Genomic DNA, 22,982 nt, shown 5'->3' on the forward strand with positions numbered 1-22,982 from the left:
ACGTTTAGATGGCTAAACTCTAAGGCCTGGTCAATATGATGTCAATTTGATAATTTTCAGCTTTAGATGAATTTAATTCATATTAGATTTTACTTCCCTTGAGCAACTTCCGCATCCAGGTTCGATTAGGGCTTAAAGCCTGCCAAATATCCTGGCTTATAGGCAGGGGCTCATTACAAATCAGGCAGGCCAAAATTTCCCCCAAGAGCGGGGCTGTGGTCAAGCCCCGAGAGCCCAGCCCTCCCACCAAATAAAGATTTGCAAAATTCTCCGCCTTTTCCACCGCTTGCTTGCGGCGAAGGTGGTTATAAAGGTTGCCATATTGCAGCCTTTGGGCCTCAAAATTAGGCACGGCCCCCACCATAGGAATTCGATCCCTAAGGGCAGTGCGAATGCCGACCTTGGCCCGATTTTCAGTCCTATCTAAATCTTTAGCCCAATCACAAGCGGCCAGGTTTTGGGCTAATTTTGCAAAATTCTGCTCATGTTCTGCTAGGCTAAATTCTCTTTCTTGATTATCCCGTACATGGCTGGCCCCTAGGCAGTGGTAGCCAGAAGCTGAAACAGGCGTAAGGTAGCCATCATAGCAAACCACGGCCTTGAGTTTTTGCAGGGCTGGTGTGGTTGGAGTTTGGCTGACCTGGCCCCGCACGGAGTAAAAGGGAATGGCCTGGGTTTGGGCGAAGTCCCGAATGCAGTGGCCATTGGCCAGCACCAGGGCTTCATGCTTAAAGGCCTGCCCCTTATGTTGCCAGCACCACAAGCCCTCTTCATAAGTAGGATCTTTAACCTCATGCTTCAGCACAATCTTTAATCCCAAGGTTTCCAAATAGGCAAAGGCTAGAGTAACAAACTGAATAGGCGAGAGCCAGCCACCCCGCTCAATAAAAGCTCCGCCCTGCCCTAGCGACAGGCCGATTTTTTGGCTAAGTTCATCCGCCTTGAGCAAATGAAAGAGAGACTCTGGCCAGCCTTCCTGCCCAATCTTGGCCAGCTTATCGGCTGTTTTTTGATTATAGGCTACCAGAGCTACGCCGCTTAAACTTTGCTCAAAATCCACCTGCCCTTCAAGTTGCCTTAAACGCTGGAGGGCATAGTCAAAGGCATGCACATAAAAGCGGCTATTGCGTTCATCGTCATCACTAAGCTGGGGATAGATAGCCCCCTGCTGGTTGCCCGAAGCGTTTTGGGCTAGGGCTTCATCCTTGCAATAAAGGGTGACTTGTTTGCCTCGCTCCAAGAGGGAAAGAGCCACAAAGAGGCTGGCAATGCCCCCACCCACAATGGCAATGTCTTGAGGCTTAGCCGATTTTGCAAAAAAATAAGGATATTGCACCGCTTGTGCTGGGCTGGCTTCAGGCTTGAGGCCCCAAATCATCTCCCGCTTGCGGCCAAAGCCCTTGCGTTTCATCACCTCAAAGCCCACGGCCTGCAAGCCCCGTCGCACGGCACTTGCTGCGGTAAAAGTCGCAAAGCTCCCGCCCGGTTTGGTCAGGCGGAACATGTGGCTATAAAGTGTTTCATTCCACATTTGCGGGTTTTTATCAGGCGAAAAGCCATCCAAGAACCAGCAATCAATGCTTTCGAGATAACTATCGCCCAGTTGAGGCAGGTTATCGGCCATGTCGCCAAACCAAAGATCCAAATAGACCGAGCCAAAGCCCATCCGCTGGCAGCTGGGCTGGGTTGGCTGCCAACAAGCGGTTAATTGTGTCGAAAAACCTGCAAATTGAGGGTAAAAGCGGTGAACCTGCTGGAAGTCCTCAGCCTTAAGCGGGTATTTCTCAAAGGAGATAAAGTAGAGCCGTTTAAGCGGGCTTTGGGGGAATTGGGCTAGAAAATCCTCAAATAAGGCTCGCACAGCAAAAAAATTCAGGCCCGTGCCAAAGCCGGTTTCGGCAATGACAAAATGGGCCTGTTGGTGGGCCTGCCATTTTTCCCAGAGCTGGTTGCCCTCTAAAAAGACATAGGTGCTTTCGGCCAGGCCGTCCTGGGTGGAGAAATAGATATCGTCAAATTGTTCGGAAACTGGGGTGTTGCTTGCATTAAAAGTCAGGTTGGCAAAGGTGAGTTTGGGCATGGTTTTCTTAGGGCTAGCGTGGGTTACCCCACGCTCTGAAAAATAATCAAGGCCCGCATTTTACTACTTAAATGAGAGATTGACACCTAAAACAAGGTTTCTGCCCATCTGTGGCACATAGGGCAAGAAGGAGGTGTGGGAATAGACCTTTTCATTGAGGAGGTTATTGGCATCAATAAAGACCTGATAAGAGCCCCAGCTCATGGGTTTTTGGTAGCTCAAGCCCAGATTGAGGAGATGGTGGCCCTTGGTTGGGTGCTCTTGAATATGTTGGACTTCAAGAATTTCAATCTCATCAAAATCATCCAGTTCTTCATTATAAACCTCCTCAGTCCGGCTCTTTCTCACCTTGGTATAGGTGGTATGTTTTTGGCTAAACATACGAGTGTAGTCTAGGGACAGGCTAAGATGATCGGTGAAGTCATAACGGGTATTAAAACCTAAACGCAGGGGCGGAACCCTTGGGGCATTGCGGGCTTCTTCAGCCTGCGGGGTACGCTCATTGCTGGCATAGTCACGCACATAGGTTGGCGGCAGGTCAAATAAGCGTCCCCGCACATAATCACCCACGGCCCCCACCTGCCATTTAGATGTCAGGGCATAGGTTATTTTTCCTTCCAGCCCGTAATACTTGGCCTGGGACTGGCTATAGCGATTAATGGTTAAATTCCCTTGACGGTTGAGGGTTTGGTTGAAAATCCGATTGGCAAAACGGCTATAGTAGGCACTTAGGCGGTAGTCTAGGCTATCGCCCTCATAACCCAAGGCCAGTTCAAAATTGTTAGACCGCTCCTTCTTCAGGTTCTTATTGCCATACTCAAAGGAATTGGTGGCAAGGTGTTTACCATGGTAGTAAAGCTCCATTGGGCTAGGCAGGCGTTCGTTGTGAGAGCCTATTAAGACCAAGCGATAGTCAGGCTTAAATTGCCAGGTTAGGGAGGCCGAATAAGAGGTTGCCCTTTGCTTATAGGGGGTAAGATCAGGATCTTGGCTAGGACGTTTAGGGCAAATCAAGCCTAGCACAGCATAAATGGGGGCACAGCCTGTTAGGGCCTGCTTGGCATGGGCTAAGGCTTCTCGATCATAATCAATCTTGATGGTTTGTTTTTCTGTCCGAAAGCCCAGATCAAGGGTGAAATCCTGCCACTTAAATTGCTCTAGGGCAAAGAAGCTAACCTGCTTGGCCTTGTTTTCAATCAGGGCCCACTCTTTGCGGTCGCCCTCGGTGATCTTGCTAGGGTCACGTTGCGGAGGCTGGCCAGGCTTAAATTGATTGCTAGTTAAGGCGATACGGGGAATATTGGCACTGCTGGTTTGGGTTTGGTATTGCAGGCCAAACATACCGCTTAGCTTACCAAGGGGCTGGTGGAAAAATTCCAGGCGGTAGTTATTGCCCTTATTTTTAAAGAGGTTGATGGGGATGTCCGCATCTCGCTCATCATGGTAATAATCACTATTGGCAAAGCTAAAGCGGATCTTATCCAGGCCCTTGATGGGTTCAATAATTTCTGAACGGACATCATAACGTTTGGAACGCAGGTGGATTTGTGGCCCGCCCTTGGTGTGGTCATGCTTATGGCCGTAGGGGTTATCATGGCTATGGGAATGATCTTCAGCACTTGATTCATAGCCGCAGTGGAAGTGGGTATTGTTCAGATCCTTATCGTCCATCAAGTGCGGATAGAGGCCCAGGTAATAGCGGCCCGAACCAGCCGTTTCAATAATATGGACAGAACAAGAGTCATGATTGTGGTTATGCCCTGGCAGGCCGTAACGCTCCTTACGCTCGCTGTAAGAGGCCCCGATAAAGCCCCGATCACCAATCAGGGACAGGCCCAGCGTGCCCGATTGGGTGCGGTTATGGGTATCTGGCACGAAATTGAGGTTTTCATTTAAATGAAAGGACTTGACCTTATAATTATCCGCCAGGCGGTTTAGGCCCTCTGCCCGAAGGGCCAAATGCTTGCCCAGGCCCAGGGTTAGGCCGATGTTGGCCAGTTTTTCATGGCTATTGGTGTTGTAACGCAGCCCCATATCCGCCTCTATAGGCTTTTGGGGCATATATTCAGGAATGCGTTTATCAATCACATTGATAACGCCCGCCGGCGAGGCATTGGCATAGAGCAGGGTTGAACTGCCGCGGATAATTTCCACTTTCTCAGCCAAAAGCGTATCCACCGAAATAGCATGATCGGGGGAGAGTTGCGACATATCCACCACATCCGAGCCATTTTGCAGGATCTTAACCCGAACCCCCTCTTGCCCCCGAATAATAGGGGCAGAAGCTCCACCGCCAAATTGATTACTGTGCACGCCAGCCTCCCCATTCAGGGCATTGCCCAGGGTGCTAGCCCGGTGCTGAAGTTTCTCCTTGCTGACCAGCACATCATTTACCTTCCCTCCCTCTGCAAGGGGATCGGAACTGATCTGGCCTTTTACGCTAATTTCATCCAGTACCACAGCCTCTTCTGCATAGGCAACAGAAGCCAGCGAGGCTAAGACAGCCAGGGCGATTTTATGTTTATAGAAATACATAGGTCTCCTTTTAAATCCATAATTTTTTTATTGTTAAAAAAGCTTATAAAAAAAATGGTTTTTTAGCAAGGAGGATTTTGAGTTTTTGTATCGTTTATGCTTATTTTTGCGTAAAATAGACCAGCTTTACTTTTACTAAGGATCCACTTTGAACCAACTTATTTTCACCCTCGAACCGCAAGACACGGCCCGCCTGCAATCCCTGTGCGGCCCCTTTGACGAACACCTGGCCCTGATTGAAAAATCCTTTAATCTCCTTATCGCCCGCCAGGACTTCAGCTTTACCCTGCAAGCGGCTGAAGAAAACCATTATTCTGCAAATATTATTCAGAACACGGCCAAGCTCATCCAGACTCTTTATAACGAAACCGCCCCCATCAAGGGCAAGATTAAGGAGCTGGATTTAGAAGATGTGCATTTGGCTATTCAGGAAAGCCGTATGCTCTTGCAAAATCCGGGCCAATCCCACCCGCATGAAATTGCCATTAAGACCAAGCGTGGGGTTATCAAGCCCCGGGGAGAGCACCAGCAGGCCTATCTCCGCAATGTGCTTAGCCACGACATCAGCTTTGGTATTGGGCCGGCAGGCACGGGTAAGACCTTCTTGGCCGTGGCAGCTGCGGTCGAATCCCTGGAGCGGCAGGAAATCCGCCGTATCCTCCTGACCCGGCCTGCGGTGGAAGCCGGCGAAAAATTAGGCTTCCTGCCCGGTGATCTGGGCCAGAAAATCGAGCCTTATCTCCGCCCCCTTTATGACGCCCTCTTTGAGATGCTGGGCTTTGAACGAGCCCAAAAGCTCATGGAACGCAATGTGATTGAAATCGCTCCTCTGGCCTATATGCGGGGCCGGACCCTTAATGATGCCTTTATTATTTTAGATGAAAGCCAAAACACCACCATTGAACAGATGAAGATGTTTTTAACCCGGATTGGCTTTAATTCCAAGGCGGTGATTACGGGTGATATTACCCAGGTGGACTTGCCCCGCTCGCAAAAATCTGGCCTTAAACACGCGATTGAGGTCTTGAGTAAGGTACCAGAATTGAGCTTTAACTACTTCGACAGCCAAGACATTGTCCGCCACCCAGTTGTGGCCAAGGTGGTTCAGGCCTATGAGGTTTGGGAGGCCGAAGATGAACTCCGCCGGGAGCAACGTAAATTAGAAAAGCTGGCCCAGGAGCAGGAAAAATTACTGCTTGAGGCGGAGAGTTTATAGGCCTCATGCTGCTGGAACGCAAAATCATCCACATTGATATGGACTGCTTTTATGCCTCGGTGGAGGTGCGGGATAATCCTGCTCTTGCTGGCAAACCAGTAGCGGTTGGGGGCAGCCCTAGCCAGCGGGGCGTTTTAGCCACCTGCAACTATGAGGCCCGTAAGTTCGGGCTTCATAGTGCCATGGCCAGTGCCCAGGCCATCAAAAAATGCCCCAACCTGATTTTGCTGCCCACCGATATGGCTCGCTACAAGGCGGTTTCTGAACAGATTCATGCCATTTTTAGGCGTTATACTAACCTGATTGAACCCCTTTCCCTAGATGAAGCCTACTTGGATGTGACCGACTGCCTCCAACATTCAGGCTCGGCCACCTGGATTGCCCAGGCTATTCGTCAGGCCATTTGGGAGGAGTTGCAACTGACTGCCTCGGCCGGGGTCGCTCCCCTTAAATTTTTGGCCAAGGTGGCTTCAGACTACAATAAGCCCAACGGCCAGTTTGTGATTGCCCCAGAAGAGGTGCAAGAATTTATCAAAACCCTACCGCTTGCCAAAATTCCAGGCGTGGGCAAGGTGACCCAAGAACGGCTCAAGGAATTGGGTTTGCAAACCTGCTTGGATGTTCAGCAGGCAGACAAGGCTCTCATCTATCAACATTTCGGCAAGCTGGGCAAACGGATCTGGGACTTTAGCCATGGCCTAGATGAACGAAAGGTCGAGGTAGATCGGCCCCGTAAATCCTTGGCCGTGGAAAATACCCTTTTGAGCGATATTGATGATTTTAAGCAGGCTCAAGATTTTGTCGAAGATCTCTACCAAAAGCTAGTTTTTCGCATTCAACGCAATAGCGATTTGCCCTTGGAAAGCTTTAAAAAGTTGGGGGTCAAGCTTAAATTTGATGATTTCAGCCAAACCACCCTGGAAAAAACCACCGAGGGCATGAATAAGGCCTGGTTTATGGAACTTTTGGGGCATATTTGGAGTCGTAGAGCAGGCAGAAAGGTGCGGCTGATTGGCCTTAGCGTGCATTTTCCTGAATGTAAGGAAAATAAGCAGTTGGATCTCTGGTCCACCCCTTGAATTTTCTGGGCAAGCCCCCATTACTTGCCCCTCATTAACCTTACTTTGGAGTTTACTTATTTATGATGCGAATTTTACTCTTCCTCGCAACCAATATGGCCGTGATGCTGGTGTTTGGGATTATCTTGAGCGTAACTGGCATTGCCGGCAACAGCACGGGTGGGATTTTGATTATGTCCACCCTCTTTGGTTTTGCCGGCTCTCTCATTTCCCTCTTCCTGTCCAAAACCATGGCCATTCGCTCGGTTGGAGCAGAGGTGATTACCCAGCCTAAAAACAATGTGGAACGCTGGTTGGTGGAAACCGTCCAACGCCAGGCCCAACAGGCCAATATTCCTATGCCTGAAGTGGCCATCTACCACTCGGCTGATGTTAATGCCTTTGCCACAGGGGCAACAAAAAGCAATTCCCTAGTGGCAGTCAGCACCGGCCTGCTCAACACCATGAGCGAGGACGAAGCCGAAGCCGTATTGGCCCATGAGGTTGCCCATATTGCCAACGGCGATATGGTCACTATGACCTTACTCCAAGGCGTGCTCAACACCTTTGTTATCTTCCTTTCTCGTATGATTGCGACCGCTGTGTCCAGCACCCGTAATGATAACGGTGAGGAAAGCCAGAGCACAGGCATCTACTTCTTGGTTTCCATGGTCTTGGAAATCCTCTTTGGCTTCTTGGCCAGCATTATCGCCATGTGGTTCTCCCGCTACCGTGAGTTCCGTGCAGATGCAGGCTCCGCCAATTTAGTCGGCAAGGAAAAAATGATTGCCGCCCTGCAACGCCTCCAAAGCCTGCACGAACCGCAAGAGCTACAAGGTTCGCTTAATGCCTTTATGATCAACGGCAAACGTAGCGAACTCTTTATGAGCCACCCGCCGCTTGAAAAGCGTATCGAAGCCTTAAGAAATTTGTAAAAAATCCTTGAAATTAGCCCGCTTGTTAGCGGGCTTTTTAACCACTCAAATAAATTTTATTGATTATATCAAGCAAAATATCTAATCCCTCTTGCACAGCTTCCTCTTTTTGGTTATATCTATGCCCAGTTTAATTTTTTTATTTTTCGAGGAACCAAAATGAGTGAACATTACAGCGCCATGCGCAGCAACATCCACATGCTGGGGGATTTTTTAGGCGAAACCATTCGTGAAGCCCAGGGCAGTGACATTTTAGACCTGATTGAAAACATCCGCCAACTTTCCCGGGCCTCCCGTGAGGGCGATGAAGCTGCCCGTGAAAAGCTCCTAGGTATCCTGGCCAATATTTCTACTGAAAACGTTATTCCTGTCGCCCGGGCCTTTAGCCAATTTCTCAACCTGACCAATATTGCCGAGCAATACCAAACCATCTCTCGCCATACCCAAGACACCGCCCTCAACGGCCGCTCCCTAGGCGATCTCTTTGCCCGCCTTAAAGATCAAAATGTGCCTGTGCAAAAGGTTTTGGAAACGGTAGATCGGCTCTTGGTCGATTTGGTGCTGACTGCCCACCCAACCGAGGTGACCCGCCGCTCTCTAGTCAATAAACACGTGGAAATCAACAAATGCCTGAGCCGCCTGGAGCATGATGATCTGACCGAGGCTGAGACCACCAAATTTAAACGTCGTTTAATGCAGCTTATTGCCCTGGCCTGGCATACCAATGAAATCCGCACCCAACGCCCAAGCCCAGTGGATGAAGCCAAGTGGGGCATGGCCGTGATTGAAAACAGCCTCTGGAAGGCCGTGCCAGATTTCTGCCGCCAGCTCAATTTCCACCTAGAGAAAAACTTTGGCGTCCAGCACCCAGTTGGCCTGGCCCCTGTGCGTTTTTCCTCCTGGATGGGGGGCGACCGTGATGGCAACCCTTTCGTAACAGCCCAAACCACCCGCCAAGTCTTAAATATGAACCGCTGGAAGGCAGCTGAGCTCTTTTTAAACGACATCAAATACCTGGCTGATGAACTCTCTGTCGCCCAATGCACGCCCGAATTTCGGGCCAAATATGGCGATCACCTAGAGCCTTATCGAGCGGTGATTAAGGATTTACGGGCCAAACTGATCAAAACCGAAGCCTACTATGCCGAACTCTTGGAAGGCAAGCCGCTGACCATTAAGGCGGATGAAATCCTAAGTTCAGATGAGCAACTCTGGGAGCCACTCTATGATTGCTACCAGTCCCTCCAGGCCTGTGGTATGCGGATCATTGCCAATGGTGGTCTATTAGACTGCCTCCGCCGTGTGCGTTGCTTTGGCCTGGGCCTCTCCCGCCTGGATATTCGTCAAGAAAGCACCCGCCACCAAATGGCCATTGCAGAAATCACCCGCTACATCGGCCTGGGCGACTATTCCCAGTGGACAGAGGACGACAAACAAGCCTTCTTGGTGCGGGAACTTAGCTCTCGCCGCCCGCTTGTGCCGACCAACTGGTCGCCAAGCCCAGAAACCCAGGAAATTTTGGACACCTGCAAGGTGGTGGCCGAACAGCCTGAGGGCGTGATCTCTGCCTATGTGATCTCTATGGCCCGTGAGGCTTCGGATGTGTTAGCGGTTCATTTGTTACTTAAAGAAGCTGGCTGCAAACAGGCCATTCCTGTTGCCCCGCTGTTTGAAACCTTGGACGACCTGGATCGCAGCGAAAAAGTGATGACCGATCTCTTTAATATCGGCTGGTACCGTGGTGTTATTAACAACCGCCAGATGGTCATGATCGGCTATTCAGATTCAGCCAAGGATGCCGGTATGTTCGCCGCCTCCTGGGCCCAATACCGTGCCCAAGAAGCCCTGGTCAATCTCTGTGAGAAATTCAATATTGAACTCACCCTCTTCCACGGCCGGGGCGGCACCATCGGCCGGGGCGGTGCACCGGCCCATGCCGCCCTGCTTTCTCAACCACCGAGATCACTGAAAAACGGCCTACGGGTAACCGAACAGGGCGAAATGATCCGCTTTAAACTGGGCCTGCCAGCGGTGGCTGTGGAAAGCCTGGATCTTTACGCCAGTGCCATTTTAGAGGCCAACATCTTCCCACCACCGGTGCCAAAAGCAGAATGGCGGGCCGTTATGGACAAGGGTTCTGACATTTCTTGTGACATCTACCGCCAAATCGTGCGGGGCGAGCCGGACTTTGTGCCTTATTTCCGTTCAGCCACACCTGAATTAGAGCTGTCCAAACTGCCTCTAGGTTCACGCCCGGCCAAACGTAATCCAAATGGTGGCGTGGAAAGCCTGCGGGCCATTCCTTGGATCTTCGCCTGGATGCAGAACCGCCTGATGCTGCCTGCCTGGCTAGGGGCTGGGGCGGCTCTACGCCAGTTAATGGAACAGGGCGATGAGGCCACTCTCAAGGCTATGAGCAACCAATGGCCGTTTTTCTCCACCCGAATTGGCATGTTAGAAATGGTCTTTAGTAAGGCCGACCTCTGGCTGGCCGAGCATTACGATCAACGCCTGGTCGCACCAAACCTCCACCGCCTGGGGGCAGCGCTACGCAACCAGCTCAAGGCTGACATTGAAACTGTCCTCTCACTGGCCCATACCCAGGAGCAGGAAAATAAACTCATGGCCGATCTACCTTGGATTGCCGAATCCATCGCCCTACGCAATGTTTACACCGACCCGCTCAACCTCTTACAAGTTGAGTTACTCCACCGCTTACGGGCCCAGGGGGAAAACCCAGATCCCGTGCTAGAACAGGCCTTGATGATTACCATCACAGGGATTGCAGCAGGCATGCGGAATACGGGTTAGCCTGCCTTATGTCAAGCGGGAAAGATTTGCAATATTTTTGCAAATTTCTCCCGCTTGCTCTCTTATATCATCCACACTGGCAGGGCGACCAAGTTCTCTGCCAGCCATAATTTTTTTGGGTACTGGTTGATAATCACGCCATTGCCCAGCTGAATTTCATCGGCAGGCAAATTCTCCCGCAAAAGATCAAAGGCTTTGGCCATTTTCTTATCGGGGCTGGCCGTGGTTTTAATCTCTACAGGATAAAGCTTGCGATCATACTCGATCAGCAAGTCAATTTCTTTTTGATTGGTGTCCCGATAGAAATAAAGCGGCGGTTCTAGCCCCTTGTTATAAAAGGATTTAATGATTTCGCTGACCACAAAGGTTTCAAAAAACTGGCCGCTCTTGGCTCCTTGTTGGATGGTTTCAGGGGTTAGCCATTTGGTCAGCCAGGCCATCAATCCTGTGTCTAACATATAGACCTTGGGCGTTTTAATGGCTCGTTTTAAGTGGTTGTGATGGTAGGGCTTGAGCAAGTAGATAATGCCCGAGGTTTCTAAAATAGCCGTCCAGCGTTTAATGGTATCCACCGCCACGCCGACCTCTTGTGCCACATTACTGTAGTTAAGCAGCTCGCCACTACGGGCGGCCAGGGCCACCATAAAACGGGTAAAATCCGTGATACTGCTGATATTGGTTAAAGAGCGCACATCTCGCTCAATATAGGTGGAAACATAGGAGGCATAATAGACCTCCCAATTCATTTCCTGCTGATAAAGGCGGGGCATATAGCCCTGGTGGATGATTTGCCAAATGTTTTCTACGGGTTTAGCTTGTTTTTCCCGGGCATTGATATAGTCTAGGTGCGGCACGAAGGGCTGGTGGAAGTCCAGCTGCTGAATTTCCCGCAGGGAAAAGCCCTGTAATTTTAAGACGGCCACCCTGCCAGCCAGGCTTTCGGTCACATTTTGCATCAACTCAAAGGCTTGCGAACCTGATAGCAAGAAAAGCCCCGACGCCTTTTGCTGGTCAATGGCTAGTTTTAGGCTGGAAAAAAGCTCTGGCACATATTGCACCTCATCTAAAATCAACTTACCTGAATGGTTAAGCATAAAGAGAGTGAGATCATTGCGGGCTTGTGCCAACAAAATTGGATCATCAAAAGTGACATATTGGTAGTCTTGCCCAATATATTGCAAAAGTGTGGATTTCCCCACCTGCCGAGGGCCTGTCACTAAAATGGCTGGGAATTGTTTAATCAGTGCCTCAACAAGAGGCTGCATTTGGCGAGTGTAGATTTTCATGGTTTTTTAGTTCAATTTACGATACTATCGTAAATTAAACTAGAAATATGGCAAGAAGTAAAGAAAATTAAGTTTAATTTACGACAGTATCGTAAATTAAACTGAATTTCTCTTTCTTCACATCAACAAGCGGCTAAATTTGCCCGATTTTTTGCAAACCGCTATCAGCTAAAAAACCGCCCACATAAAAACCTCTGACAATATTTACAGAAATTTGCTAAAATCACACCGCTTGTTTTTTAATAAACTAAGGAAAAATGATGACTACTATGAATATTGTATTATCCAACCAAGCGGCAGCCGAGGTTTGGGGAAAAAATGCCCTGATTTCTTTTGATGCTTCTACTGTGACTATTCACCTAGGCAAAAATCGCCTAGAAAGCATTCAAAAGGCGGCTCGCAAGATCAAAAACCAAGGCTTGCTGAATGTGGCCTTGTCTGGCCAAGGCTGGGGCTTGGAGGAATGTTGGGCCTTCCAACTGGGCTTTACCACCGTGCGCCACAATGGCCAAATCCACTTCCCTGATTTGGGGGCCGATCAAGCTGAATTTGATGCCCGCCTGGAATGCACCAGCTTTACCCGCGGCCTTATCAACGAGCCTTCTGAAAGCTTAACCCCTGAAGCCCTGGCCCATCGTGCCGCAGAATTTATCCTCCACCAGGCCGATAAATTTGCTGGCAAGGGCAAGGTGGCCTTTGAGATTGTGGCCCGTGAAGCCTTGAAAGAACGTGGCTACAACGGTATTTGGACGGTGGGCAAGGGTTCGGCTAACTCGCCTGCCATGCTGCAATTAGACTATAACCCAACGGGCAACCCTGATGCGCCAGTGCTGGCCTGCTTGGTGGGCAAGGGCATTACCTTTGATACGGGCGGCTACAGCCTCAAGTCCAGCGCTAATATGGAAACCATGCGGGCTGATATGGGTGGCGCGGCCTTAGTAACAGGTGCCCTGGGCTTTGCCATTGCCCGTGGCCTCAAGCAACGGGTCAAGCTCTATTTATGCTGCGCAGAAAATATGGTCAGCAGCCGTGCCTTCAAATTGGGCGACATCATCACCTACCGCAATGGCGTGACGGCAGAAGTACTCAATACGGATGCAGAAGGCCGTTTGGTCTTGGCCGATGGTTTGATTGATGCCGACAAGCAAAAACCACAATTTATCATCGATTGTGCCACCCTAACTGGTGCGGCCAAAATGGCCGTGGGCAACGACTACCACTCTGCCCTGTCTATGGACGATGGCCTGATTGCCGATCTTTTCCAAGCCGCTAAGCAAGAAAACGAGCCTTTCTGGCGCCTACCTTTTGCAGAGCTTCACCGTGGCCAAATCAGCACGCAATTTGCCGACATCGCCAACACCGGCACCGTGCCAGTGGGCGCAGGCGCCAGCACAGCAACGGCCTTCTTGTCCTACTTTGTGGAAAACTACCAGGAAAACTGGCTGCATATCGACTGCTCGGCCACCTTTATGAAGTCGGCCAACGCTAGCTTTGCCGTGGGTGCAACAGGCTTGGGCGTTAGAACCTTGGCTAATTTGTTGATTGCCAAGTCGTAATCCAACACAAAATCTAAGGATAGCGCCAGCCTCTAGGCTGGTGCTTGCAATATAGTACTCAAGCAAGGACACTTGCACAAAACGGTTGCTGAGCTTGTCGAAGCATAAGTTTTGTGCGAGTGTGTTTACTATAGAATTGCGAAATTTCCCCTATTTTCAACCGCTTGCATTCTTGATTTAAGGAGAATCCATGCTTTTTGGCTTGTCCATTGTTTTTATTCCGCTTTTTTTGGGCTACCTATTTAAAACCAACCAGCGTCACATTCTCGATCTGACCAATAAAATCACCACCTACTGCCTCTATCTTATCCTGTTGGCCATGGGGATTTCCCTGGGGCAACTAGACGACCTGGCCAGCAAACTGCCGCAAATTGGCTATACGGCTCTTGTTATGACGGTGATTATTCATTTATGTAATATAGGCGGGCTAATGCTCTTTGATAAGGCCAGCCCTCTCCTGCTAAAAAAGGCTGAAAATGAGGCTATGCCCTCTCGGCTCAAGCAGCTTATGGAATCGCTCAAGCTCTGTGCCACCACAGTGCTGGGCGGGGTGATTGGCTATGTGACCAAGGGCCTGATTGATTTCCCCCTACACGGCAGCACCTATGTTTTAGTGGTGATGATTTTCTGTGTGGGCATTCAGCTGAGAAACAGCGGCATTCCACTGCGGGAGGTTTTTCTGAATAAACGAGGAATTTTGACCTCACTGGTCTTTATGGCCAGTAGTTTGATTGGCGGGCTTATTACCGCCTTGTGTGTGGGCATGCCCATTATGAAGGGCCTGGCCTTTGCGGCAGGTTTTGGTTGGTATTCCCTTTCCAGCGTGCTGATCAACGATGCCTGGGGAGCGATGGATGGCAGTATCGCCTTCTTTAACGACCTTTCTCGGGAAATCTTCTGCCTCTTTAGCATTCCTTTTTTTATGCGGGCTTTTCCGTCCACCGCTGTTGGCCTAGGTGGCGCAACCGCCTTAGACTGTACTCTGCCTATAATCCAAAAGGCAGGCGGCATTCAGGTTGTGCCATTGGCCATTAGTTTTGGTTTTATTGTTAATATTGTGGCACCACTCTTACTGGCGCTTTTTATTGGGTTGGCTTAAAAAGAAAACCACTTTCTTAAACATAAGAAAGTGGTTTTTTTAGCTTGTTTCAATGCTTAATTAGCCTTCCACTCGCCATTTACGGCCGTGCCTAAGACCTCAAATTGATGGGTAAAGGCAGTTAGGTTAGCAATTTTGCCAACTTCGATGGAACCTAGTTTATCGTCCACCTTAATGGCCTTGGCTGGGTAAAGGTTGCACATTCTGAGGATTTCATCCAGTGGAATATCAGTGTTATGCACCATATTACGGATGGATTCAATCATGGTCACCGCAGCCCCGCCGAGTGAGCCAAATTCATCATAGCACTTGCCATCTTTTACCGTAACTTTCTTGCCGACAAAGATAAAGGAGTCAATGTCTGCCCCGGCGGCTGCCACGGCATCGGTTACGATAACTAATTTATCTCCCTTGGCCTTTTTGGCAATACGCACATTGGCCCAGTTTACATGAAGGCCATCAACAATAATGCCGGCGTAAATATCACTGTCTAAGACTGCCCCAACCACACCTGGGTCACGGCCTGAGCTGATTGGCGACATGGCATTATGCAGGTGGGTGGCAAAGCCCATACCCTCTTGAATGCGTTGGGTGGCTTGTTCATAGGTGGCATTAGAGTGGCCCAGGGACACCAAAATTCCTGCCTGATTAAAGCGTGCAATATGATTGGCGGTTGGGTTTTCAGCTGCAACGGTGATCTTGGTGATCACATCGCCATTTTCACAGAGGAAATTCAACATTTCAGGGCTGATTTCACGAATATATTCAGGGCGGTGCACCCCTTTTTTGGCCACACTGATAAAAGGCCCTTCAATGTGCAAGCCCAGAGCTTGGTTCTTATATTTGCCCAGGTATTCACGCATAACATGAACGGCCTGCTTAATGCCTTCATCAGGCGCGGTAATAAAGGTTGGCAGGTAGCTGGTTGTGCCTGACTTGAGATTGGTTTCCTGCATGATCTCAAGGGTTTTGACCGTAGTATCTTCGTTATACATAACGCCACCACAACCATTGAGCTGCAAGTCGATAAAGCCTGCGGTGAGATTGGCTCCTTTTAGGTCGATCTTAGGAAGGCTTGCTGGCAAGTCACTTTCTAAAACAAGCCCATCAATTTTATCATCTTTGACCACAAGGGCGTGTTGATAAAGCACGTCTTGGCCTGTATAAATAACCGCATTGGTTAAGGCATAATGGTTCATCTTTCCCCCTTAACGTGCCACGTTACATTCTAACTGTTTGAAATATTTGACGGTTTTAACCTTTAATTCCTGAGTGGCTGGTTCATCGCAAACTACAATAGCACGGCGGTGAAGTTGAAGGGCTGTGACTGTCCATAAATGGTTTACAGAGCCTTCCACACAAGCCTGTAAAGCTAGTGCCTTGTTATGGCCAGTAATCAAAATCATCACTTCTTCCGCATCAAGCAAGGTGCCCACGCCCACCGTAAGGGCAAATTTTGGCACTTGATTAACATCATCGTTAAAGAAGCGGGAGTTAGCAATCAGGGTATCTTCAGTTAGGGTTTTGATACGGGTGCGGGAGCTTAAAGAGGAAGCTGGCTCATTAAAGGCAATATGGCCATCCACACCAACACCGCCCATAAAGAGGTGAATTTTGCCGTAAGAGCGGATCTTTTCTTCATATTGCTGGCATTCTAGATCGACATCTTCGGCCATACCGTTGAGGATATTAACGTTTTCAGGCTGAATATCCACATGGTTAAAGAAGTTTTCAAACATGAAACGGTAGTAGCTTTGCGGGTGCTCTTTTGGCAGGCCAACATATTCGTCCATATTAAAGGTGACAACGTGCTTGAAGCTGACCTCGCCCGCCTTATAGAGCTTGATTAACTCCTCATAAGTTTTGAGCGGCGTACCACCTGTCGGCAGGCCTAGAACAAAGGGCTTGTCTGCCGTTGGTTTGAAGGCATTAATTCGCTCAACAATATGACGAGCGGCCCATTGGCTCACATCTTTAGCAGTATCTAACGGAACTAAACGCATAGGATTCTCCTTATAATTTTGAAAATTTACTTCACTTTTAAATATTATAATGATTTTTATGCTTCATTTGTATTTTTTTTCGATGAAATGTGATGTAAATCACAAAATACTAATCCTGTTGAGCTAAGAGTAACATTTCTTGAGCGTTGGCCTTGACGGCTTCAGTAATTTTGCTCCCTCCCAGCAGACGAGCCAGGGCAGTTACTCTCTCCTCTTGGCTTAAAAGGCTCATTTGGGTTTCAGTTTGGTTGTCCTCCACTCGTTTTTGCACATTAAAATGCTGGTGGCCGTAGCTGGCGACTTGTGGCAGGTGGGTAACGCATAGCACCTGGCATTTTTTGCCCAATTTCCGTAGGAGCTTGCCCACTTCTGTTGCAGCGGCTCCGCTGATGCCTACATCTACCTCGTCAAAAATAATGGTTGGTGTGGAACGTTTATTGGCAGTTAGGACTTGAACCGCCAAGGAAATACGGGACAACTCCCCGCCTGAGGCAATTTTGGCCAGGGGTTGAGCCTGTTGGCCTAGATTGCTGCGCAGGTTAAATTCCACAAAATCAGCCCCATTGGCACTGAGTTTTTGCGGGTTGTGCTGGACATCAATAAAGAACTCGCCATTTTCCATGGCCAGATGCTTGATTTGCTTGGTCACTAATTGAGACAGCTTCTGCCCGGCCTCTACCCGTTTTTGGTGGATTTCTTGGGCCAGTTCACTGCAAGCTGCAAAGGCTTGTTTTTCATCTGCTATTAACTGCTCTTCACTGTCGGCAAAATCCAACATTTTTTGCAGCTCGGCCTTGAGGCTTAAGTGATGTTTCCACAAATCTTCTGGGCTAACGCTGTGCTTGCGAGCCAGTTGCAAGGCCTGGCTGAGGCGATGGTCAATCTCACTTAAGAGTTCAGGGTCTTGCTCAATTCTATCGGCCAAGGACTGCACTTCAGAACTGGCCTCTTGAACCTGAATCAGGGCTTCATTGAGCATTTCCTGGGCAGTTTGGTAGGCAGGATCGACCTCTGCTAAATCATCCAGATAGCGAATAGCCCGATAGAGCATGGAGTCAATATTGGCTTCATCATCGCTAAGTAAATTCAGGGCCGATTGGGACAGCTCCAAAAGTTGTTCGGCATTGGCCAAGCGGCTTTGGGTTTCCTCCAGCTCCTCAAATTCGCCTTTTTTGATGGCAAATTCGTCTAATTCTTCCACTTGATATTGCAAAAGCTGCTTGCGGGCTTCGTTTTCTTTTAGGCGTTGCTGGTAGGAATTGACCTCTTGATGGAGCTTACGCCAGGCCCCATACTGTTGGGCCATCTTGCCCAAAAGCCCATGCAAATTGGCATAGTTATCGACAATTTCTAGCTGGTATTCGCTTTTAAGCAGGAGTTGAGGGGCGTGTTGGCCATTGAGGTGGATAAGATACTGGCCCAGCTCCCGCAGTTGGGAAATGGGCAAGGGAGTGTTATTGACAAAGGCCTTGGAGCGCCCGTCAAGGTTGATCATACGGCGAATAAGGCATTCTTGGGGATTGTCTTCATCCAATAATTCGTGCTCCTTGAGCCAGAGATAGGCTGGACTATCGGGCTGCATACTGAAGCTGGCACTGATGTCGGCCTTGTCAGCCCCATTGCGGATCATGCCCGTTTCAGAACGGTAGCCAATGCAGAGGCCAAGGGCATCAATCCCGATAGATTTGCCCGCCCCGGTTTCGCCTGTAATAACCGACATACCGTCTTGCAGGTCTAAATTTAAGTGGCGGACGATGGCAAAATTATTGATGGTAAGTTGTGTAAGCATAGAAACCCCAAATTCACTGTATGTAAATATAGTGAATATATTATTACTGTTTATTAAAACAGTAAAGAGGGATTTGCAAATTTTTTGCGATTTTTTACCGCTTGCGGCCTGGCTTCACTCGCCAAAAGGCCCCTAACATCATCAGGGCGGCCCCAAACCAGATCCAACGCACAAAGGGCTTGTAGTGCAGGCGGAAGGCATAGGCCTGCATCCCCACCTTATCGCCCATAACAATATAGAGATCGCCCAAGAGCCCCCAATCGATCCCAACCTCGCTCATATTCATGGAACGCAAATCGTAATAGCGTCTTTCAGGATAGAGTTCCGCCACAATTTTGCCCGCCTTTTTAACCTGAAAATGGGCCTGTTCGATGGTGTAGTTGGAACCTAGCTGGTTCTTTGTGCCTAGATAATGAAAGTCGTAGCCGTAGAGGCTTTGGCTTTGGTTGGGCGAAAGTCGCACGCCCATTTCTGAACCAAAATAGCCGCTCATCACCGCCCCAATTACGGTTACCGCCAAGCCCAAATGGCCCAACCGCATGGGCGTACTTTTGATTTTGGGGCTAATCAGCATATTGAGGGTCAGGCTAAAGGCTAGCGATAAGAAACCCCAGGCCAGCCAGTCGAACTTAAGGGAAGACTTGTAAATTGTGAGCCAAATTGCCCCGTTTGCAAGCAGCATAGACACTAACATTATGGCCAGCGGCTTTTTCCAGTAACGAAGATTAGCCTTCCACTTAAGTTGTAGGCTAAAAATCATCAAAACCAAAACTAGCCCAATCAGAGGGAAGAAAAGGGTGTTGAAATAGGGTGGGCCGACCGAAATAGAACCCCAGCCCAGGGCATTAAAGAGCATGGGATAAAAGGTGCCGATCAGGACAATAAGGGCTGCAATGCTAAAGAGGATATTGACCCAGAGTAAGGCGTTTTCCTTGCTTAAAAAACCAAAGGCAAGTTGGGGTTGGTTGAGCCGTGCTTTCAGGGCGAAGAGGAGCATTCCGCCCAGGGTAAAGGCGAAGAAGATAGCCAGCAGGGCCAGGCCACGGTTAGGATCAACCGCAAAGGCATGGACGGAAGTCACCACGCCTGAACGGACGATAAAAGTGCCCAGTAAAGTCAGCGAGAAGGTCAAGATGGACAGCAAGACCGTCCAGTAGCTAAAAATCCCTCGTTTTTGGTTGATGATCAGCACGTGCATAAGGGCGGTCGCCAGGAGCCAAGGCATAAGCGAGGCATTTTCAACTGGATCCCAGAACCACCAGCCTCCCCAGCCCAATTCGTAGTAGGCCCACCAAGAGCCAACCGCAATGCCGGCGGTTAAAAAGCCCCAGGAAATTTGCACCCAGCGGCGGCAGGCTCGGGCGATGTCTTGAGCCAGGTAGCCCTGCAACAGGGCGGCACAAATGATGGCAAAGTTAATCGCAAAGCCCACATAGCCCAGGTATAAGAGCGGCGGGTGGATAATCAGCCCAATATCTTGGAGCATTGGGTTCAGATCCCGCCCCTGGGGTGGCACGGGGTAGAGGCGGTCAAAGGGATCAGATAAACCCAAAATAAAGAGGCAGAAGGCAAAACCGATCAGCCCCATCACGCCCAATGCCTGTTGGTGGAGGGCTAAGTCCTTCTTATAGCCAAAACGGGCAAAAAGTGCCGTCCAAATAGCCAGCGACATGAGCCAAAAGAGCATAGAGCCCTCATGCCCGCCCCAGGTCGCCCCGATTTTAAAGGCAGTTTCCAGTTGGGTGTTGGAATGCTGGGCCACATAGGTGACGGAAAAATCGTCTGTGGCAAAAGCATGGGCTAGAATGATAAAAGAAAGGGTTACCGTGCCAGCGTAGAGATAGCTCAAGGCGTGCAACAAGCGGGTCGAAATCGCCAAAAACTTGCAAAAGGGCAAGACCGCAAGGAAAACCGTTGCGGAAAGGGCGATAAGCAGGGAAAGGTAGCCGAGTTCTGGGAGCATAATATAAAGTTTAATTTATCTAAATAAGCCCCCAAGAGAACTATTCCCTCCCCCGCTTGCGGGGGAGGGTTAGGGAGGGGGGATTGCCTTAAGGCAATTGGAACTATATCACCTAGCACGAGCCGTGCTAGGTTACTTACTTGAGCCACGCTGTGGCTCCAAGCCGTGGAACGGCTTTATTTGAGTAACCCCATACGGCTCGTATGGGGTTATTGTCTCTTGAGCTTCGCTCAATCCCCCCACCCTAGCCCTCCCCCGCAAGCGGGGGAGGGGGCTTAGAGAAGAAATATTACCAAACCTCAAAACAAAAAGCACGAGCCAAACTCGTGCTTTTCTATCTTAAAGGCCTAGGCCAAAGTCATCTGTCCTGCATAGAGGATAAAGAACCGCAGGCACATTACCCCAAATAAACCACAGAGGGCAAGGATAACAATAAAGCCCTTGCTGTGTTTGAGCCTGTACGGGGCCAGGGCGTTGGCAATCAGCGGTAGCAGTAAGCCGATGCCTAAAATCCCGATGTAGAACACATATCCCCACACGCTGTTTAGGGCGTTGAGTAATGAGGCCGTTTTTTGTCCGCCACCGTACCAGAGCCCCAAGCAGAAGGCGAAGATGAGGAAAAGCTCAATCAACATGGTCGGGGTTTCAAAGCGGTGGAGGAAATGTACCTCACGGCTGTGGGTAGATAACTTGCCGAAAACAAGTACCGCAATCAGTAATGCCCCGATCCCTGATGATGTACCTGATGCCAAGAAAAGGATTGGCAGCACAGGGTTGTTGAGCATTGGGTAGCTGATTAAGACTGAAATCAGGAAGCCAGTATAAGCCCCAAGAGCCACAGCGAAGAAAATCAGCAGTAACTCAATGATGTTCTCAAACTTCTCAGACAAGTCTGTTACCCATTTGACCACTTTAGCCAAGGCTGGCACATAGCGTCTCACCATTTTTGCCACCCAGTCTTGATAGATAATCAAGAACCACAGTGCCAACAGCCCCATGTAAATCTGGAACATCATGACCCCGAAGGACATAATGGATTTTGGCTGATAGTTAAACATCAAGAACCAGAACCTCCATGGCATGGTTAAGTGGAAGATCAGGATAATCAAGCCCAAGGTCAGGCTGATTGGGGCAATGACCACTGCACTGCGAACCAAGAAGCTCTGTTTTAAGTCCTCTTTTTGGCTGGAGCGTTTAAACAGGACAGCAATCAGCGTTGCCCCTGATGAAATCCCCAAGAGGAAGAGGTAGATCGCCACAGTCCAGTTCCAGACGAGCATTGGCGATTGGAAGGTTTCTGCACCGTTCATCGTCTTGATTCTCCCTGTTCAAATGGAATGTGATAGAAGTTTGGATCAGTCCCTAACTCCACTTTTGTACGATAGACCTTGCTTACACGAATTTTGTGTGAAATCTCGCTGTTCGGATCGTTGAGATCACCAAAGGTCAGTGCCTTGGTTGGGCAAGCCTCAACACAGGCAGGCTGTTTGCCTTGAGCCAAATTGGTGTCACGGCAGAAGTTACATTTATCCGCTGATTTTTTCTCAGGGTGGATGAAACGAACACGATACGGACACACGGCAATGCAGTATTGGCAACCGATACAGAGATCGGCCTTGACATCAACAATGCCGTTTTCGATTTCGATATAAGACGCACCCGTCGGGCAAACCGTGACACAAGGTGCGTTGGTACAATGTTGGCAAGATTGGCGGAAAAATTCGTATTTCACATTCGGAAATTCGCCAATCGGCTCACTACGGATAATCTCTAGGCGAGATACCCCTTCGGGTACGTGATTGGTTTCACGACAGGCGTCCATACAGGCAGTACAGCCGATACAGGCGTTTTCGTCGTGCACCATACCGTACCGAATCTTGTGCTCTTTCACAGCGGATTGAGCCAAGCTATTCGGTGCGGTGGAGGTCAATAAAATCAATGCACCTGCACCCGAGACAAAATTTCGGCGTGTGCATTCCATTATTTTGCCTCCGCTTTCTCAGCATTTGCTTTACGTTCATGAATGCTACTGTGGCAATCTACGCAAAGTTTAACCCGTTGTTTGTTGTCTGTTGCCTTCATCGGCTCTTTTTCTGGGTGAAGTTCGTGGCAGTTTACACAGGCCATTTTGTTGGCGTGCATATCATGTGGCCAGAATTTTTCCCGCAATTTGTCTGGGTTGTGGCAGGCAAAACAAACTTGGTTTTGTTCTTGAGCTGAACGTTCCAATTGTGGATTTTTGGCTTTACCCGTAGCATTAAAACGCATCACATCTTTCACACCACGTTTGTGATCTTCAGAAATATTGCCGTGGCAATTCACGCAGGTAATCGGTTTACCTGTATTCGGGCTGGTCTTGCTCATATGCAAGCCATGGAATTTACCGGCATGGAACTGACCGCCACTCACATCCTGCACGACTGCATCATCGCCATCAAACTTGTGGCACTTAGTACAGGTCTGGTTAGGATCACGTTGGTGTTCCAGTTGTGGTTCGTATTGTTCGATATTGATTGGCGTCACATGGCGGCTGTCCTTTTCTTCTGCCATTGCATTCACACTTGCTAAGGCAGAAACAAGTAGCACCGCACGCAAACCTTGTTTTAAGAGAGAGAAATTCATATTCATTACCTTTACAGAATGGTTAATCC

The 22,982-nt window shown here is 49.2% G+C and carries 16 protein-coding genes; 6 read left to right on the plus strand and 10 right to left on the minus strand.

Annotated elements, in window-relative coordinates; all coding sequences use genetic code 11:
- Positions 1 to 82: 82 nt before the first annotated feature.
- Both A4G20_07875 and A4G20_07880 read right to left on the minus strand, forming a co-directional pair.
- Positions 83 to 2,080, minus strand: a complete 1,998-nt coding sequence (locus A4G20_07875) for a bifunctional tRNA (5-methylaminomethyl-2-thiouridylate)-methyltransferase MnmD/FAD-dependent cmnm(5)s(2)U34 oxidoreductase MnmC (GenBank protein ID QIW16255.1) — start codon at positions 2,078 to 2,080, stop codon at positions 83 to 85.
- 63 nt (positions 2,081 to 2,143) lie between these two features.
- Positions 2,144 to 4,615: a hypothetical protein gene (locus A4G20_07880; protein QIW16256.1), complete on the minus strand. Its 2,472-nt coding sequence runs from the start codon at positions 4,613 to 4,615 to the stop codon at positions 2,144 to 2,146.
- A 148-nt stretch (positions 4,616 to 4,763) separates the two neighbouring features.
- Between A4G20_07880 and A4G20_07885 the strand changes: the two genes are divergently transcribed.
- From A4G20_07885 to A4G20_07900, 4 genes are all read left to right on the plus strand, one after another.
- Complete coding sequence (locus A4G20_07885) at positions 4,764 to 5,831, plus strand: nucleoside triphosphate hydrolase (protein QIW16257.1); 1,068 nt, start codon at positions 4,764 to 4,766, stop codon at positions 5,829 to 5,831.
- Between the two features lie 5 nt (positions 5,832 to 5,836).
- Complete coding sequence (locus A4G20_07890; GenBank protein ID QIW16258.1) at positions 5,837 to 6,910, plus strand: DNA polymerase IV; 1,074 nt, start codon at positions 5,837 to 5,839, stop codon at positions 6,908 to 6,910.
- Positions 6,911 to 6,972: 62 nt separating this feature from the next.
- Complete coding sequence (locus A4G20_07895) at positions 6,973 to 7,824, plus strand: zinc metalloprotease HtpX (GenBank protein QIW16259.1); 852 nt, start codon at positions 6,973 to 6,975, stop codon at positions 7,822 to 7,824.
- A gap of 159 nt (positions 7,825 to 7,983) precedes the next feature.
- The gene (locus A4G20_07900) at positions 7,984 to 10,635 is read left to right on the plus strand and encodes a phosphoenolpyruvate carboxylase (protein ID QIW16260.1); all 2,652 of its coding nucleotides are present in this window, start codon (positions 7,984 to 7,986) and stop codon (positions 10,633 to 10,635) included.
- Positions 10,636 to 10,697: 62 nt separating this feature from the next.
- On the opposite strand, the gene A4G20_07905 is transcribed toward A4G20_07900, so the two are convergent.
- Complete coding sequence (locus tag A4G20_07905) at positions 10,698 to 11,921, minus strand: ATPase (protein QIW16261.1); 1,224 nt, start codon at positions 11,919 to 11,921, stop codon at positions 10,698 to 10,700.
- Positions 11,922 to 12,181: 260 nt separating this feature from the next.
- On the opposite strand from A4G20_07905, the gene A4G20_07910 reads away from it, so the two are divergent.
- Together A4G20_07910 and A4G20_07915 are read left to right on the plus strand one after the other, a co-directional pair.
- A complete protein-coding gene (locus A4G20_07910) occupies positions 12,182 to 13,477 on the plus strand; it encodes an aminopeptidase PepB (protein ID QIW16262.1) in 1,296 nt (431 codons plus the stop codon).
- Between the two features lie 190 nt (positions 13,478 to 13,667).
- Positions 13,668 to 14,576, plus strand: a complete 909-nt coding sequence (locus A4G20_07915) for a hypothetical protein (GenBank protein ID QIW16263.1) — start codon at positions 13,668 to 13,670, stop codon at positions 14,574 to 14,576.
- 56 nt (positions 14,577 to 14,632) lie between these two features.
- Here A4G20_07915 and A4G20_07920 read toward each other — a convergent pair whose 3' ends face one another.
- The 7 genes from A4G20_07920 to A4G20_07950 form a co-directional block, all read right to left on the minus strand.
- Complete coding sequence (locus A4G20_07920; protein QIW16264.1) at positions 14,633 to 15,775, minus strand: N-acetylglucosamine-6-phosphate deacetylase; 1,143 nt, start codon at positions 15,773 to 15,775, stop codon at positions 14,633 to 14,635.
- Positions 15,776 to 15,784: 9 nt separating this feature from the next.
- Complete coding sequence (locus tag A4G20_07925; protein QIW16265.1) at positions 15,785 to 16,579, minus strand: glucosamine-6-phosphate deaminase; 795 nt, start codon at positions 16,577 to 16,579, stop codon at positions 15,785 to 15,787.
- A gap of 109 nt (positions 16,580 to 16,688) precedes the next feature.
- A complete protein-coding gene (locus A4G20_07930) occupies positions 16,689 to 18,368 on the minus strand; it encodes a DNA repair protein RecN (protein QIW16266.1) in 1,680 nt (559 codons plus the stop codon).
- Positions 18,369 to 18,462: 94 nt separating this feature from the next.
- Positions 18,463 to 20,331: a cytochrome C biogenesis protein CcmF gene (locus A4G20_07935; protein ID QIW16267.1), complete on the minus strand. Its 1,869-nt coding sequence runs from the start codon at positions 20,329 to 20,331 to the stop codon at positions 18,463 to 18,465.
- 347 nt (positions 20,332 to 20,678) lie between these two features.
- Complete coding sequence (locus A4G20_07940) at positions 20,679 to 21,641, minus strand: cytochrome c nitrite reductase subunit NrfD (GenBank protein ID QIW16268.1); 963 nt, start codon at positions 21,639 to 21,641, stop codon at positions 20,679 to 20,681.
- Positions 21,638 to 22,312: a cytochrome c nitrite reductase Fe-S protein gene (locus tag A4G20_07945; protein QIW16269.1), complete on the minus strand. Its 675-nt coding sequence runs from the start codon at positions 22,310 to 22,312 to the stop codon at positions 21,638 to 21,640. The genes A4G20_07940 and A4G20_07945 overlap by 4 nt, the downstream gene beginning before the upstream one ends.
- Positions 22,312 to 22,959, minus strand: coding sequence for a cytochrome c nitrite reductase pentaheme subunit (locus A4G20_07950; GenBank protein ID QIW16270.1), 648 nt, complete (start codon positions 22,957 to 22,959; stop codon positions 22,312 to 22,314). Before A4G20_07950 ends, A4G20_07945 begins: the two co-directional genes overlap by 1 nt.
- Between the last annotated feature and the right edge of the window lie 23 nt (positions 22,960 to 22,982).

Source organism: Pasteurellaceae bacterium RH1A (assembly GCA_012221805.1).
Taxonomy (GTDB): domain Bacteria; phylum Pseudomonadota; class Gammaproteobacteria; order Enterobacterales; family Pasteurellaceae; genus RH1A.

Bases quoted from the DNA above. Each gene is read 5' to 3' on its own strand.
- A4G20_07940 (QIW16268.1), bottom strand. From the start codon at position 21,641: ATGAACGGTGCAGAAACCTTCCAATCGCCAATGCTCGTCTGGAACTGG.
- A4G20_07890 (QIW16258.1), top strand. From the start codon at position 5,837: ATGCTGCTGGAACGCAAAATCATCCACATTGATATGGACTGCTTTTAT.
- A4G20_07905 (QIW16261.1), bottom strand. From the start codon at position 11,921: ATGAAAATCTACACTCGCCAAATGCAGCCTCTTGTTGAGGCACTGATT.
- A4G20_07925 (QIW16265.1), bottom strand. From the start codon at position 16,579: ATGCGTTTAGTTCCGTTAGATACTGCTAAAGATGTGAGCCAATGGGCC.
- A4G20_07895 (QIW16259.1), top strand. From the start codon at position 6,973: ATGATGCGAATTTTACTCTTCCTCGCAACCAATATGGCCGTGATGCTG.
- A4G20_07915 (QIW16263.1), top strand. From the start codon at position 13,668: ATGCTTTTTGGCTTGTCCATTGTTTTTATTCCGCTTTTTTTGGGCTAC.
- A4G20_07930 (QIW16266.1), bottom strand. From the start codon at position 18,368: ATGCTTACACAACTTACCATCAATAATTTTGCCATCGTCCGCCACTTA.
- A4G20_07910 (QIW16262.1), top strand. From the start codon at position 12,182: ATGACTACTATGAATATTGTATTATCCAACCAAGCGGCAGCCGAGGTT.
- A4G20_07935 (QIW16267.1), bottom strand. From the start codon at position 20,331: ATGCTCCCAGAACTCGGCTACCTTTCCCTGCTTATCGCCCTTTCCGCA.
- A4G20_07875 (QIW16255.1), bottom strand. From the start codon at position 2,080: ATGCCCAAACTCACCTTTGCCAACCTGACTTTTAATGCAAGCAACACC.
- A4G20_07900 (QIW16260.1), top strand. From the start codon at position 7,984: ATGAGTGAACATTACAGCGCCATGCGCAGCAACATCCACATGCTGGGG.
- A4G20_07920 (QIW16264.1), bottom strand. From the start codon at position 15,775: ATGAACCATTATGCCTTAACCAATGCGGTTATTTATACAGGCCAAGAC.
- A4G20_07945 (QIW16269.1), bottom strand. From the start codon at position 22,312: ATGGAATGCACACGCCGAAATTTTGTCTCGGGTGCAGGTGCATTGATT.
- A4G20_07880 (QIW16256.1), bottom strand. From the start codon at position 4,615: ATGTATTTCTATAAACATAAAATCGCCCTGGCTGTCTTAGCCTCGCTG.
- A4G20_07950 (QIW16270.1), bottom strand. From the start codon at position 22,959: ATGAATATGAATTTCTCTCTCTTAAAACAAGGTTTGCGTGCGGTGCTA.